This is a genomic window from Bacillus sp. NMTD17 (assembly GCF_002998735.1).
In the GTDB taxonomy this organism is placed as follows: Bacteria; Bacillota; Bacilli; order Bacillales; family Bacillaceae; genus Bacillus.
In genome coordinates this window covers 123,492-137,292 of the sequence record NZ_PVRH01000005.1, presented here as the reverse complement: position 1 = coordinate 137,292, position 13,801 = coordinate 123,492, and the positions used below count along the sequence as shown (strand labels likewise).

General features: G+C 41.3%; 18 protein-coding genes and 1 tRNA gene. 2 read left to right on the top strand and 17 right to left on the bottom strand.

Features of this window, described 5'->3' with window-relative positions; all coding sequences use genetic code 11:
* Positions 1-55 precede the first annotated feature (55 nt).
* Complete coding sequence (locus tag C6347_RS14940; protein WP_066030584.1) at positions 56-1,099, top strand: lactonase family protein; 1,044 nt, start codon at positions 56-58, stop codon at positions 1,097-1,099.
* 81 nt (positions 1,100-1,180) lie between these two features.
* On the opposite strand, the gene C6347_RS14935 is transcribed toward C6347_RS14940, so the two are convergent.
* The 9 genes from C6347_RS14935 to C6347_RS14895 all read right to left on the bottom strand — a co-directional run bounded on the left by C6347_RS14935 (position 1,181) and on the right by C6347_RS14895 (position 8,000).
* Positions 1,181-1,603, bottom strand: a complete 423-nt coding sequence (locus tag C6347_RS14935) for a YkvA family protein (protein ID WP_034661711.1) — start codon at positions 1,601-1,603, stop codon at positions 1,181-1,183.
* Positions 1,604-1,698: 95 nt separating this feature from the next.
* Entirely contained in the window at positions 1,699-2,865 is a 1,167-nt protein-coding gene (gene dltD / locus C6347_RS14930; protein WP_106071775.1) for a D-alanyl-lipoteichoic acid biosynthesis protein DltD, read from the bottom strand.
* Entirely contained in the window at positions 2,865-3,101 is a 237-nt protein-coding gene (dltC, locus tag C6347_RS14925) for a D-alanine--poly(phosphoribitol) ligase subunit 2 (RefSeq protein WP_024423191.1), read from the bottom strand. Before dltC ends, dltD begins: the two co-directional genes overlap by 1 nt.
* Positions 3,102-3,122: 21 nt before the next feature.
* Positions 3,123-4,307: a D-alanyl-lipoteichoic acid biosynthesis protein DltB gene (gene dltB, locus C6347_RS14920; RefSeq protein ID WP_106031219.1), complete on the bottom strand. Its 1,185-nt coding sequence runs from the start codon at positions 4,305-4,307 to the stop codon at positions 3,123-3,125.
* Positions 4,304-5,809, bottom strand: coding sequence for a D-alanine--poly(phosphoribitol) ligase subunit DltA (gene dltA / locus C6347_RS14915; RefSeq protein WP_106031218.1), 1,506 nt, complete (start codon positions 5,807-5,809; stop codon positions 4,304-4,306). The genes dltB and dltA overlap by 4 nt, the downstream gene beginning before the upstream one ends.
* Before the next feature lie 14 nt (positions 5,810-5,823).
* The gene (locus C6347_RS14910; RefSeq protein WP_024427820.1) at positions 5,824-5,973 is read right to left on the bottom strand and encodes a teichoic acid D-Ala incorporation-associated protein DltX; all 150 of its coding nucleotides are present in this window, start codon (positions 5,971-5,973) and stop codon (positions 5,824-5,826) included.
* Between the two features lie 253 nt (positions 5,974-6,226).
* The gene (locus C6347_RS14905; protein WP_374955740.1) at positions 6,227-7,516 is read right to left on the bottom strand and encodes a Kelch repeat-containing protein; all 1,290 of its coding nucleotides are present in this window, start codon (positions 7,514-7,516) and stop codon (positions 6,227-6,229) included.
* Positions 7,517-7,669: 153 nt separating this feature from the next.
* Positions 7,670-7,822 carry a DUF4241 domain-containing protein gene (locus C6347_RS19660; RefSeq protein WP_374955739.1) on the bottom strand — a complete coding sequence of 51 codons (153 nt, stop codon included), beginning with the start codon at positions 7,820-7,822 and terminating at the stop codon, positions 7,670-7,672.
* Between the two features lie 4 nt (positions 7,823-7,826).
* Positions 7,827-8,000 carry a hypothetical protein gene (locus tag C6347_RS14895; protein WP_223251544.1) on the bottom strand — a complete coding sequence of 58 codons (174 nt, stop codon included), beginning with the start codon at positions 7,998-8,000 and terminating at the stop codon, positions 7,827-7,829.
* Between the two features lie 200 nt (positions 8,001-8,200).
* On the opposite strand from C6347_RS14895, the gene C6347_RS14890 reads away from it, so the two are divergent.
* Positions 8,201-8,389: a hypothetical protein gene (locus C6347_RS14890; RefSeq protein ID WP_106042595.1), complete on the top strand. Its 189-nt coding sequence runs from the start codon at positions 8,201-8,203 to the stop codon at positions 8,387-8,389.
* A gap of 201 nt (positions 8,390-8,590) precedes the next feature.
* Here C6347_RS14890 and C6347_RS14885 read toward each other — a convergent pair.
* From C6347_RS14885 to gerE, 8 genes are all read right to left on the bottom strand, one after another.
* Positions 8,591-8,664, bottom strand: a tRNA-Arg gene (locus tag C6347_RS14885).
* Positions 8,665-8,785: 121 nt separating this feature from the next.
* Positions 8,786-9,310 carry a YfcE family phosphodiesterase gene (locus tag C6347_RS14880; RefSeq protein ID WP_106071772.1) on the bottom strand — a complete coding sequence of 175 codons (525 nt, stop codon included), beginning with the start codon at positions 9,308-9,310 and terminating at the stop codon, positions 8,786-8,788.
* A gap of 14 nt (positions 9,311-9,324) precedes the next feature.
* Positions 9,325-9,927: an XTP/dITP diphosphatase gene (locus C6347_RS14875; RefSeq protein WP_181185471.1), complete on the bottom strand. Its 603-nt coding sequence runs from the start codon at positions 9,925-9,927 to the stop codon at positions 9,325-9,327.
* A gap of 10 nt (positions 9,928-9,937) precedes the next feature.
* Positions 9,938-10,666: a ribonuclease PH gene (gene rph, locus C6347_RS14870; protein ID WP_060596912.1), complete on the bottom strand. Its 729-nt coding sequence runs from the start codon at positions 10,664-10,666 to the stop codon at positions 9,938-9,940.
* Positions 10,667-10,817: 151 nt separating this feature from the next.
* Positions 10,818-11,879 (bottom strand): GerMN domain-containing protein, encoded by a 1,062-nt coding sequence (locus C6347_RS14865; RefSeq protein ID WP_034661739.1) that lies wholly within the window; start codon positions 11,877-11,879, stop codon positions 10,818-10,820.
* Between the two features lie 101 nt (positions 11,880-11,980).
* Positions 11,981-12,799, bottom strand: coding sequence for a glutamate racemase (gene racE / locus C6347_RS14860; protein ID WP_106031212.1), 819 nt, complete (start codon positions 12,797-12,799; stop codon positions 11,981-11,983).
* A 7-nt stretch (positions 12,800-12,806) separates the two neighbouring features.
* Positions 12,807-13,247, bottom strand: a complete 441-nt coding sequence (locus C6347_RS14855) for a MarR family winged helix-turn-helix transcriptional regulator (protein ID WP_003216546.1) — start codon at positions 13,245-13,247, stop codon at positions 12,807-12,809.
* Positions 13,248-13,396: 149 nt separating this feature from the next.
* Complete coding sequence (gene gerE, locus C6347_RS14850) at positions 13,397-13,621, bottom strand: spore germination transcription factor GerE (protein WP_003184172.1); 225 nt, start codon at positions 13,619-13,621, stop codon at positions 13,397-13,399.
* Positions 13,622-13,801: the final 180 nt, after the last annotated feature.

Sequence of the window (13,801 nt, the reverse complement as noted above, 5' to 3'; positions counted from 1 at the left end):
GTTTTCCTATGAATTTATGATAGAATGAGAGCATCTTATAGAAGGAGGGCAATACATGGCTAACATCAGAGGTTATATCGGAACATATACAAAGGGAGACAGTAAAGGCATTTATACTTTTACATTAAATACGGACAAGCAGCAGATCGAACAAGTAAAAGTAGCTGCTGAACTTGAAAATCCTACATATTTAACCGTCTCAGATTCTCAAAAATTTGTGTATTCTGTTGTGAAAGAAGGATCACAGGGCGGCGTGGCTGCGTATCAAATTGATGCAGAAACCGGCACACTTCGTTTCATCAACCAAGAGCTTGCCGATGGCGCTTCTCCTTGCCACGTCAGCGTGGACAATCAAACAAAAACAGCTTTTACAGCAAACTATCATAAAGGAACAGCAGAGATGTATGAAATCGATGCTGAAAATGGCTCAGTCATCCGCACGCTGTCACAGGCGCAGCATGAAGGAACTGGACCAAACGAAGACCGTCAGGAAAAACCGCACACTCACTTTATGGGTCTGACACCAGATGAACAATTTGCAGTGGCTGTTGACCTTGGGACAGATGGCATTTATACGTATAAGAAAGAGGGCGGCAAACTCGAGCTCGCTCATACATTTGAAACAAAACCAGGCACCGGTCCTCGCCATATCACATTCCATCCAACGAAACCTGTGGCATATGTGATGACAGAGCTAAGCTCAGAGGTGATTGTGCTTCGTTACTTTGAAGATGGTCATTTCGAAGAGATCCAAACGATCGCAACCATTCCAAGCGACTTTACAGAGAACAATCAAGGCAGTGCCATTCACGTCTCTTCAGACGGGCAATTTGTTTATGCAGGAAACCGCGGACATGACAGCATTGCGATTTTTAAAGCAGACGCCGACGGCCAATTAAGTCTTGTCGAGATTGCTTCATCTGAAGGAAACTGGCCTAGAGACTTTGTGCTTGATCCAACTGAAGAATTCCTCGTCGGTTCAAACCAAGAATCTAGCAACCTAGTGTTATACAAACGCGACAAAGAAACAGGACGACTCACTGTCTTACAATCAGACATCACTGTTCCTCATCCAGTTTGCGTGAAATTTTTAGGATAATGAAAAAAGCCTCCGTTTTGGAGGCTTCAGCTTGTTGACAAAGGGCTAAAATGAACTTTATTTTAGCCCTTTGTCTTCTTTTCAGCGTGCAGACGGCATCCCGCCATCTTCAAGCTTTTGATCAATAAGAGACGTATCGGTTTTTTCACCGAACCATTTTGACAGCCTGTCCTTCGCTTTTCCTTTCACATCATCATCAATGTACATCGCTACTTGGAGCAGAGCAAATGTGATCGCTCCTAAATCATCTGTGTAGCCGACACCAATCAATGTATCAGGGATGAGGTCAATAGGAAGGATAAAGTATCCGAGTGCCCCAATAATAAGGGTTTTTGCTTTGACAGGCACTTCGGGTTTTTGCAATGTATAGTAAAGTAATAGCACAGCATAGACAAGAGAGACACCAGCCTTTTGTGCCGTCTTTTTTAACTTTTCCCAAAAGGCATGATCATTAAAATGCTTCTTCGAACGCTTTAATAGTTCTTTTTTCTCAGAACGGTTCATCATATCGCCTCCATCTACAGCATAGCCCTTTTCCCTTCGTTATACAAGATATCCGCCGATTCGACAAACAAAAAGCAGCAGAAAGCTGCTGCATTCTACTGCTCTTTGTAAAACTTTTCGATCGCCTTATCGATGTACACCCATCCTTTATAAGACACATGAATTGTATCTTTAAAGAAGTAAGGATCGTATTCATGTTTAGTCAAATCTGCGACTTCATACCCGTTATCTCGAATTTGACGATTGATTTTCTCATAATACTCTGTACGCCCCTCTTTCGGGAAACCGGTATAATCATACCATTTTCCATTGACAGGAATCGTCACAAACAAAGGCTTCGCCCCTGCCTGTTTTAAAATATCCAGCATGATTTGAAAATCTTTGTATTCTGGTGATTCCGCATAAGAGTGGTCTTCACGAGAATCTTTCATCTTTTTCATGATCGGTTTCAGCTTGCGGTCAAACAGTTTTTGATTAATATAAAACGGGTTGTTCCCTGCTTTTTCCGCACCTAAGACACTTGCTTCTTTTTCAAGCTCAGTCCATGTTTTTCCTTTGACAGAAGGAGACGGATGAAGCTTACGCTCTTTCCCCGATCCAATTGTATAGTACATGTCTTTCTTTTGAAGCATGCCATAATACATTTTTGCAATAGGAGAAATCGCGCCATAAGCGAATTTGTTCCCAGAAAGCTCTGCTTTAAAAAGTTCTGTGATGACCATGTCGTTCTTTACAGCTTTAAACGTCATGATTCTCTTGATCAGCTCTTTTTTCACAGCTGGATCAATTTCTTTATTATAAGCGAGATTAAGCGCTTGAAGCGCTGAATAGTTCGGTGCAAAGTGATTCTCGTCAGATCCCCATTTCACAAACCATTGCGGGGACACGATAAACACAAGCTTCTTCCCTTTTAATTCATCCATATGCGCTGCGAAGTTCATCGCATGAATTAATGATTGTGACCCACCTTTTCCAATAAGATAAGGTGTAAACCCTTGAGAATTCTCATGAAAGAAATTCGAAGGGTGATATGGATCAAAACGTGATAGTTCAGAAGATCCATAGATCGGCAAATAAGTTGGATCTTTTAGCATTTCATCTTGTAAATAAAGCCCCTGGAACATCCCTGGATCTAATTCTGTGGCTGACTTTTGTAATTTGTCTTTTGGGATCAGATGTGAGAGCCATGCATTTGGTACAAGAAGAACACCAATGAATAGAACAGCCGCTAAAATAAGCGGCCCAAAAAAACGCTTTTTCATTACTTCATCTCTGCCAGCTGCTCAGCAATGTGATTCGGTGTATCCCACACATCACGATCGAACTCTGTAATCGGAACAGTGATTCCGAGCTGACTTTCAATTGCCATAAGCAGTTCTACTGTACCAAATGAATCTAGAAGACCTTCTTCAAAAATTGCAATCTCTGGATTTTCTTTCACAACGTCGTCCTGACAAACCTCTGCAATAATACCGTATACTTGATTTTTAAATTCCATAATTTTCTACTCCCTTAATGATTAATGATGAAATGGTTTTCCTGAAAAAATATAAAATCCGAAACAAATCACATGGAATGTAATAATGATCGACACAACCATTGTGACCTTATTATCCGGCCACCACTTGTGCTTTTTATTCCATTTCTCAAATAAATTGTAACCGGACATCACAACTGCGTGATATAGTCCGTAAATAATATATTGAAGTGCTAGACCATGCCAAGCACCCATCAATAGAAAGAGGACAAAGTACCCAATATTTGATACAGCCATACGGTTCTTGATCCACTTCTTTTTTGTCATAAAGAACACAAATCTCATAAACACGTAGTCTCTGAACCAGAAGGAGAGGGACATGTGCCAGCGATTCCAGAAGTCTTTAATGTTCCGGCTGATAAACGGTTTGTTAAAGTTTTCTGGTGATTTAATGCCCATCATATAACTCACACCAACAGCAAATGCTGTATATCCAGCAAAGTCAAAGAACAAATACATACTGTACGCATACATATACGTTAACTGTTGAACAAAGTGACTGCTGCTAATGTGATGAATATTCATGAGAATATACGTGTGAATCAGATAACCAATAATGAACTTATATAAGAAGCCGATAAAAATTTTATGAATACCGGCGTATAGAAGATCACTGTACGCTTCCTTTTCAGGCGGCGTATCCATATCCTTTTCAAACCGGCGGTAACGATCAATCGGACCTGATGAAATCGTCGGGAAAAAGACAATGAAATAGACCAAACGATGAATCGGAATTTTCTTCTTAATCAAGCCGTCTCTTGTCTCGATAATTAACTGGACACCTTTAAATGTTAGGTACGAGATTCCTAAAAAACTCAGCCAGTTCATTGGCGGCGGTTGATGCGGCTGATGAGTTAAAAAGAACGGTAAAACCTTTGAGAGTACAAGCGGCAAAATAGATGCCACCACTGCCATATAGAAGACAGACGCTTGATTCGCCTTCAGCCGGTACGAAAGGTACAAGCGGATGATCAAGATTTGCCACACTGTAAACAAGAAGAGCAGCAATGCGCCATGTGCATCCTTTGAGAAAATAAGCGCGAGCGCCACAACCGTTGCAAACATGTTGTAGCCCTGCATTCTTTTGCCGCGAAGACCAAGAATGATCGTCGGCAAAAGAAGAACACCAATTAGAATGAAGAAAAAGAATGAACTAAACGGAATCATAGAAGAACCTCTTTCGCGATTCTTTTACGATCAACCTTCCCGTTTGGCGTCATGTACAGCTGCTCAAGATAGACAAACTTTCTTGGAATCATGTACGCAGGCAGTGAATCCGCCATTTCTTTCTTAATTGCACTTGTCAGCTGATATTCTTTTTCAAATGAATGCGCTGCTGGAACAATGGCTGCAATTAAGTACTCCACATGACCGTTTGGCTGGAACGGCACAATCACACAAGCATTGACATACGTTGTCTCGCTCACATGATATTCAATTTCTTCAAGCTCCATCCGGTATCCATGCAGCTTAATTTGATAGTCCAGACGGCCGTGGCATGTAATCAAACCATCCTGTGCCACACCCGCGTCACCTGTACGGTAAGCAGGGCGTCCTTCGTATTTAAAGAACACTTTATCTGTTAAGGCTTGTTCACCTAAGTAGCCTCTTGTGACGCTTGGCCCCACGATGACAATTTCTCCTTTTTCACCATCAGGAAGGGTCTTGCCTTCTTCATCTAAAATGACGATATCTGTATCTGGCTTCGCATAGCCGACTGGTAAAGAATCGTGCTGATCAAGAATCGCCTGCGTGACTTCAATCGATGTGATCGCAACAGTTGCTTCAGTCGGACCATACGTATTAAAGACCTGCGCCTTTGGAAAACGCTCAAGGAGCGCACTTGCTACAGATACAGGAAGTGCCTCTCCGCAGAACAAGAAGACTTTCAGCTCTGGTAAAAGCTCCCCTGTAAAGGAAGGATCCATTAAGCACATTTGCACAAAGGAAGGTGTTGATGTCCACACTTCAACGTCAGATTGACCAAGTGCTGCAAACATATCCTTCGGCTTATTCACTAGATCTTTCACTAAACAGTACAGAGTACCGCCTGATTGAAGCGCTGGATACAAATCCATCACTGATAAGTCAAAAGAAAATGGTGCTTGATTTAAGAAGGTGCGCCCCCCGCCAATTGGGAAGTCTCGGCACATCCACTCTGTAAAGCTTTCTAAATTATTGGCTGTTACCTGAACGCCTTTCGGTTTTCCGGTACTGCCAGACGTATAAATGATGTAAAAAACATCATCCTGTTGAACCCACTGCGAGGATGGCGGTGCTTCTTTTTCAAGAGCTAAAAGAGATGCCGCACTTTTCACTTCAATGTGTTCTTCTACATCTAGTACATTCTGCTCATTTGCACAAATCAACAGACTGGCTTTTGAGCTTTCAATAATTGAGACGATACGCTCGGCAGGGATTGAGATGTCGACCGGAATATAAGGTCTGCCTGATTTCACACTACCTAAGAAAGAAATCAGCATCTCTGGCTCCATATGACCGTATACAATGACAGGTGCACTGCCAGTTGCGACTGCATCGATCGCACCAGCCATTTGGTCTGATAGATGCCAAAGCTCATCATATGTGATCGAAGCATGTTGAGAAACAAATGCTGGCTGTGTTGGTTTCGTTTGTTGGTATTCATGAATCGTGTGTAATAGTTTCATAGTTTAATCTCCAATTAAAAATCGTTGTAAATGAATGATCCCGTATTTGCTGTATGGAATCCGTAAATAAAGAACAATAATAGCAAAATAAGTAAGTAAAAACTCGTATATCCTATCCATTTTACAGACTTATTTTCTGATAGCTTTTTGAATAGCATATTGATAACCTCTTTTCTTTTGACACTTATAGAGACGCATGAATCATTAAAAGAGTTTCATACCAAAACATAAAAATTTTAAGAAATGATGAAAAAAGATGTCGAATCGATAAGCGTGTCTTTAGGCAAAGCTGTCTTATTGTAACAAAGATTTAATGTATTTGAAATGAAATTCGAGCTTAAATTTGCCTTAAAATTGCTGAAAGCTGTCGAATAAACGCAAAAGCCACCTAGTTTGCCTAGATGGCTTTGATTTCAATTACTTCTTATATTTATTGACTTCGAACATGAGAATGTTTTTGAACACCACATAATCCTTTTTACTTTCAAAGGGACCTTTATTGTTGTCATGCTCATCAATTTCATAAAAACCTGGCCCTTCTCCGGCATCACGCTTTTTGTACCAGGATAGGAAAGCGTTGACTTCTTTCATGGAGAGATCATACTCTTTTTGCAAACCGTTGACCATTGTGATGATGAGAAGGGCATCGCCGTCTTCATCGGTTGCATCGTCTTTAGGCGGTGTGGTTGGTTCTGGGTGTTTGTCGCCTGGATTTGTTGAATCATCTTTTGGTGGGGTTGCTGGATCCGGGTCTTTGTCACCGGGTGTTTCTGTGTTGTTTGGAAATTTTAGGTCTTTTAAAGATAAAGAGATAACAGATTTGTAGTTTTTGTCTGCAGTCTCTGTATAATTCAAATTATAATCTCGACCGCCTAAAAGGTATAACATATCCCCAACAACTACTGATGAAGCTCCTATACGCATATTGTGGTAAGGCACATCTATTCTAACTAATTCTTCTTGTTCAGTATCATATACAATTAAATTTCTTGGTGAACTAGCGGGAAACACCATGTTATTTTTATAAGATACACCATTCAAATAACCATTGACAAATCCTTTTTTCTTTGCAGTCCAAACTTCTTTTTTAGCGTCAAATTCAAAAACTTCACGGTTATCGTTTTGGCCAAAGATGTAAAACTTCTCATCTAATACTAGACCGATTGCTCCTTTGATTTTAACATTTAGAGGGGCTTCTTCTTTCCATGTTTGCTCAGAAAGGTCATAGCTAAAAAACTCTTTTCCACCAAATACATAAATTTTATTTCCAATAACACCCGCTTGAACGTTATATGAGCCTTTTGATTTGCTAACAAAGGGAATATCAGGTAGCGTTTCCCATTCATCATTTTTTGTATCATACACTTCGAACTTATCATAAGTAAAACCCGTATGTTTTCCAGCAAGGACATAAATTTTTGAACCTACTACTACTGATGCTGCTCCTCCTCTACCAGTAGGTATATCTTTCTTTTTAGTCCACTTATCGATAGAAGGATCATATTCTAACGTTTCATTAAACGCATTGAACCCACCAATCACATAAATTTTCCCATCCACAGCATTAGCTACAGCTCCCACTCTAGCTGTGGGCAAATCAGCTAATTGATTCCATTCATCCTTCGCCGCATGTACCATTTGAAATGACTGCGTGAATGAAAGGATTACTAGTAATATCATGACGATCCATTTTTTCAAAAATAACACTCCCTTTTCATTATCTTACTTCTTCATTATCGGAGTGTTTTTTAATTTTTATAGAATAATTGATCTTTTTAAGAGAAATTAATAGTAAAAAGGCATCAAAATTACTAAAGAAATCCGCTTAAAAAGATAAATTCTATTAAACATTGCCTGAGTCTATATACAAAGAACCCATGATTTCATGGGTTTCTCATAATCCATTATTAGAAAATCCGTCACAAGGCAAGCAGGTTCTCCGTTTTCATCCAGCCCCCAAAAGCTTGGATACATCCCGTCACCGAAGCCTGTTGTAAACATAGCAATGTCCACCTTGTCATGCTATGTTATTAACTATTTCTTTTGAATATTTCTTAATCAATGTTTCGCTAATACTGCTTACGATATAGATCGCAATCGCTAAAATCAGCATCAACGGAAACATGCTCAACCGATCATCTGCAACATAAACAATGATAGCCACTACGATTGCCGTTAAAAAATGCTTCACCGCCTCCTCACCCCTTTGTATATATCATATACATTTTATTACACAAAAGATTCAATTGAAATAATTTCCACAAAATTAACAAGTTTCGTTTGTTCCGCTCTTAAAGTAGATTGCTATCCGACCTTATGTTGTTCGTACAATCTCCATATGCTAAAATTAACTAAAATATACATATAATGGATCAACCAGGAGGTCATTCAGTGACGCAGCAAATCAAGCCATCCAAAATGTTATTAATTACTTTACCCAGCGCTATTATTGCCCTTGTGATGATCTTAGGGAAAATTGATACACCTGTAACAAATGTTTTATTTTATATTGTGGCTTTCGGTGTTATGGGTTTAGTTGTTTCAAGCTTAATAAAGGACTACAGGAAAAAGAAAAATTAACTCCACGTTTAGGGAGCTATAGTTCCTAACTGATTGTAACCTCTCAATCCATTACTGTTGGAAGATAAATGGCCGTTAAAAATCCGCCCTCAACCCGCTCCCAAAAAACTAATTTTAAGCAAAAAACCGAACTTAAGTTTCAACAAACGAAAAAAGCTTGAAATCCTTTCATATCAAGGATTTCAAGCTTTTAATTTAGTACGTCCCAGGAGAGATTCGAACTCCCGACCGACGCCTTAGAAGGGCGTTGCTCTATCCAGCTGAGCTACTGGGACATGTTGTTATGTAGTGTTCTGTTGGTGAGTACCTCACCGACAAGATTTATTATATTACTATTGTTCTTTAAAGTCAACGGTTTTTCGAAAGTTTTTTTCATAAGGGGCAAATGCTGCACCCTTATGAAATACCTTCCAATGTGACAGTGTTTTCGAGGTCTTGTATGACCAGACCTTCGCCTGTGAAAAACTGTACGTTTGCTTCGCTTCCATCTAGTGTCAGTATCGCATAGCTGCGCTCTTTACGCATTCTTGGCAGGTGCACGCTGCCTGGGTTAATGAGCAGTTTTCCTCTTAGCAGCTCACTGCCTGGGATGTGCGAGTGGCCAAAGCAGATAATGTCTGCGCCTAGCTCTTCTGCACGGTAGTAGACTTGAAGCAAGGATTGTTTGATGCCATGCAGATGTCCGTGAGTGAGAAATAGTTTTCCGCCTCCATCAAGTGGGAGCAGGAGCTCTTCTTCAAAATCGCCCATAAAGTCACAATTTCCTTTGACGACTTTGTATCCTTCGAGTGCTGGGTGGTTCGTTTCGAGTTCTGAATCTCCGCAGTGAATCATCATATCGACTTCATCCGCGTGCCGTTTGGCAATGGTTTGAAGTTCGTCTGTGAGTCCATGACTGTCACTCATGATGAGTATCTTCATGGCTTCATTCCCCCTTATTCATTTGCGTCTAGCAGTGATGAAAGCTTTTGAAGCGCGACCGCTCGATGGCTGATCTTGTTTTTCTCCTCTGGTGATAATTCGGCCATCGTCTGGTCTTTGTCTTTGACGATGAAAATGGGGTCATATCCGAAGCCGTTTTCGCCGATTGGTTCCTCTGCGATGAAGCCTTCTACTGATCCTTCTACCGTCTTTGTTTCTTTGCCCGGTATGCTGACAGCCAGGGCACATCTGAATCTGGCTGTGCGGTCTTCTTTTTCAATGCCTTGAAGTTCGCTCAGCACTTTTTCCACATTCTCAGCATCGTTTTTATGCTCACCAGCGTATCTCGCTGAATATACGCCAGGTTTTCCGCCAAGATAGTCAATCGACAAACCGGAATCGTCTGCAATGACCATTTCACCTGCTTTGGCTTGAATCGCCTCGGCTTTGATGATGGCATTTTCTTCGAAGGTTTGTCCTGTTTCTTCAATCTCTTCAGTAAAGCCGATGTCTGCTAGTGTTTTGACCGTGAATCCTTTTGGCTCAAGAATGGCTTTGAATTCTTTCGCTTTGCCTGCATTGTGCGTTGCAATGATGGCTGTTTTCATCCTGATCAAACCCTTCTTTTTATTCGATGACTTCTCCTGTAACCGCTTTTTGCTTTTCGATTAATTCTTTGATGCCCTTTTCGGCTAAATCAAGCAGTCCGTTTAGCTGTTCTCTTGAGAATGTCGCTTCTTCGCCTGTCCCTTGAAGTTCAACAAAGCGTCCAGCACCTGTCATGATGACATTCATATCTACTTCAGCTGAAGAATCTTCTTCATAATTTAAATCTAACAGAAGACCCTGCTGAGAATCAATTCCGACGGATATCGCCGCTAAATAATCAGTGATCGGGTTTTCTTTGATAACTCCTTCTGCTCGAAGCTTCTGAATCGCAAGTGTCATGGCGACAAAAGCACCTGTAATGGATGCTGTGCGTGTTCCGCCGTCTGCTTGAATGACATCACAGTCAATCCAAATCGTGCGTTCGCCAAGCTTTTCTAAGTCAACGACTGCGCGGAGTGCTCGTCCAATTAAGCGTTGAATCTCCATTGTACGTCCTGTCACTTTTCCTTTAGAAGATTCTCTCATCGTTCTTTGTGCGGTTGCTCTTGGAAGCATGCTATATTCTGCTGTAATCCAGCCTTTTCCTTCTCCTCTTAAAAAAGGAGGTACACGGTCTTCGATGGATGCGTTACAAATCACCTTCGTATTTCCCGATGAGATTAAGACAGAGCCTTCTGGATGCTTAATGTAGCCTGCCTCTATTTCAACTTTTCTTAATTCGTCATATTGTCTTTCATCTAATCTCATGATTTACCTCCATTACGATATACATTCCGCGCGGGTGCCAGCGGGGTTCTCCTACTAACTTTGACAACCTAGGCTCGTTCTAATCGCTTGGAATAAAAAAGAGGCAGCGAATATGCATGCCTCTTTTTCTCCATTATATCAATGTGTGCCGTTAAAAACTACCTGTATTCACTTGTTCTGGTCTTGAAACCGGCTTTGTCAGCTCTGCTCCTTTTTCGTTCACAAGCTCAGCCTTGCCGTTTACCTTAACCGATACGCTTTTGACGTCCGGCAGCTCTGTTAATGTGAGCACAATGCTATCAAGAACTTTTTGTGAAATGACCTTTTTCTTTTCATCTGCACTGCCAAAAATGGATTCGTTGAAATCAAGTGTCACATGTCCGTCTTTTACTTTCGGGACATCATTCAGCTTTACATCTTGATCAAAGTCTGTGAGCAAATGGCTTTTTTTGCTTGGTCCAGAGACGAGCTCATCAATGGCTGCTGTAATCGGATCATCCTCGTCTTTTGGCGCTCTTTTGGTCACAGGAACATAGTACGTCTGTTCATCAGATTCAGCTAAGTAGTAAACCGTCACTGGCTTTGTCGATGTCATATCAGCGGCAGCCTCGTGCTGAATATTTATACCGTCTTCTCTGCTTAAATCATCGGAGATCGGTGTACCGTTCACAGGCATTTCTTTTAGTTCATGTCCATTCATTTTCAATTTGACTTTGGCGACAGAATCAAACTGCGTTAACGTCCAAGTGACAGATTGCAGGATGCGCTGTTCGTCTTCTTTTTTATAGTTTTTAAATTCATTTGAAAAATCCACTACGGCCGTTCCGTCTTTAATGTCGACAGATACGCTCGTGTCGGCCGGCAAAACAGCTCGGAACCCATTTGGCATGAGGTTAGAAATCGGTCCTCCGTCCACGAGATATTCAAGGGTTTGTTTGGCACTTCCTTCGTTTTTCGGCAGCGGAATGGATTGAGAGACGACATACCCGTTTTTATCAATTAAATATAATTCTCTCATGACTGTATCTGCCTTCTTCTCTTCTTTTCCTTCTTTGGCTGTTTGTTTATCTTCTTTATTTTCTTTCACATATGTGACGTTTTGTGGCGGGTCAATCTCTGTTTTCGCTTGGTCTGTTTGAAACAATCCGCATCCTGACAAAAGCATGGCTGACGCGATACACGTCACAGCTGCTGTAGATCCTTTTTTCAGCATACTTCACCCTCCTCTAGTAGTTTGTACTACTATGTATACGAGCTCCTCATGTGGATTAGACCCTTTTCATAAAAAAATAACCCACCTCAAGAAGAAGCGGGTTATTGCTGATAGACGTGTTCAAGTGATACGGTTTCGACCTTCCCTGGGAGGTAGCCAAACCAGTCACGAGCGATGTTTTGAAAATTTTGCTGCTGCCCTGTTGTATAAAATGTATGAACAGGTGCTTCTTGAGAAGTGTTTAACAGCCCTTTATACGAAAGAATCGTACTGGCTTCTCTAGCTGTCTCATCCCCTGATGAAATAATGCTCACATCACTGCCCATAAAGCGCTGAATCGACTCTTTTAAAATCGGATAGTGCGTGCAGCCAAGAATGAGCGTATCAATTCCTGTTTCTTTCATTGGTTCAAGGGAATCTTTCACCACTTCATCTGCTGTCTGATCTAAAAACGTACCGCTTTCCACAAATGGGACAAGCAGCGGACATGCCAGACTTTGAACCGCTAGTCCTGCTTTTAGGGATAGCAGTGCTTCTTTGTATGCCTCGCTTTTGATCGTATTGGCTGTACCAATGACACCAATCTGCTGATTGTTTGTCACCTTGATGGCTGTACGGGCGCCGGGCTGAATCACGCCAATGACCGGAATATCAAGCGTTGCTTTGATTTCATCAAGTGCGATCGCCGTCGCTGTGTTGCATGCGATGACGAGCATTTTAATATGGTGATTTCTTAATAAGTAGTGTGCCATTTCCCAAGTATATTGAAGAACCTCTTCTTCTTTCCGCGGGCCATACGGACACCGTTTTGTATCGCCTACGTAAATGATCTTTTCTTTTGGCAGTTGTCTCATGATTTCCTTTGCAACGGTTAAACCGCCGACGCCGGAATCAATCACGCCGATTGGTTGATCCAACAAAATCGCCTCATTTTCTTTTCATTTGCTGCTGTAGTTTCGTTAAGGATTGGTTGAAAACGATGGCTTCTTCTTCTGAGAAAGCCCCTAGAAGTTCACTGACGTATTCTTGGCGTTTGACAATCACTTCTTGAATGATCCGCTCGCCTTCAGGTAATAAATGAATGCGAACCACGCGGCGGTCAGAAGGATCTTTTACTCGTTCAACAAGTTCACTTTTCTCCATTCGATCAATTAAGTCGGTGGTTGTACTGCAAGCCAAATACATCTTTTGTGATAGCTCACCTATTGTCATATCTCCGAATTCATAAAGCCACTGAAGCCCTACAAATTGAGGAGGTGTAATCGTATATTGATTCAGGATTTCTCTGCCTTTTTGCTTAATAATTGCAGCAATATGGCGCAATGATTTCTCAATCTCTGCTACATGGTCGAACTCATTCGTTTCCATTTCATTGATACCTCACTATAGCATCTCACTTTGATTAAAACGTACATTCCTATTTTCCTCGTTTTTCAGAGAAAATGCAAGAAGAGACTCATGGAAACCATATAGAAATAACCGGTTCCTCCCTAGTGTGGAAGGAAAACCGGCTGACTTTAGAGCTCTAGCTCACCCATACGCAGAAGCTCGACGACGGCCTGTGAACGACCTTTGACTCCTAGCTTTTGCATGGCATTCGAAATATGATTTCGAACAGTCTTTTCGCTAATAAAAAGCTCGCTTGCAATTTCTTTAGTTGTTTTATCTTGGACGAGCAATTCGAATACTTCTCTTTCTCTTTTGGTTAATAGCGGCTTGGATTGAAACTCTTTCTCCTTCAAGTATTGTAACCCTCCTTGCTAAGGTGAGAGCTCTAGTCTCTATAGAATGGGATTCTGTATAGTCGAGATATCATATGCCGGGTGCCCGAGGTAGGTGACGTTAAAATCGAGAATTCCCGCATATGAGCGTCCAATTTGTGCGCTTTTATCAGCACAAAAAAGGACGAGTCTCCTATCCGA

Coding starts and splice junctions, on each gene's coding strand:
- C6347_RS14940 (WP_066030584.1), top strand. CDS start 56: ATGGCTAACATCAGAGGTTATATCGGAACATATACAAAGGGAGACAGT.
- C6347_RS14935 (WP_034661711.1), bottom strand. CDS start 1,603: ATGAACCGTTCTGAGAAAAAAGAACTATTAAAGCGTTCGAAGAAGCAT.
- dltD (WP_106071775.1), bottom strand. CDS start 2,865: ATGAAAAAGCGTTTTTTTGGGCCGCTTATTTTAGCGGCTGTTCTATTC.
- dltC (WP_024423191.1), bottom strand. CDS start 3,101: ATGGAATTTAAAAATCAAGTATACGGTATTATTGCAGAGGTTTGTCAG.
- dltB (WP_106031219.1), bottom strand. CDS start 4,307: ATGATTCCGTTTAGTTCATTCTTTTTCTTCATTCTAATTGGTGTTCTT.
- dltA (WP_106031218.1), bottom strand. CDS start 5,809: ATGAAACTATTACACACGATTCATGAATACCAACAAACGAAACCAACA.
- C6347_RS14880 (WP_106071772.1), bottom strand. CDS start 9,310: ATGAAGATACTCATCATGAGTGACAGTCATGGACTCACAGACGAACTT.
- rph (WP_060596912.1), bottom strand. CDS start 10,666: ATGAGATTAGATGAAAGACAATATGACGAATTAAGAAAAGTTGAAATA.
- C6347_RS14865 (WP_034661739.1), bottom strand. CDS start 11,879: ATGCTGAAAAAAGGATCTACAGCAGCTGTGACGTGTATCGCGTCAGCC.
- C6347_RS14855 (WP_003216546.1), bottom strand. CDS start 13,247: ATGGAAACGAATGAGTTCGACCATGTAGCAGAGATTGAGAAATCATTG.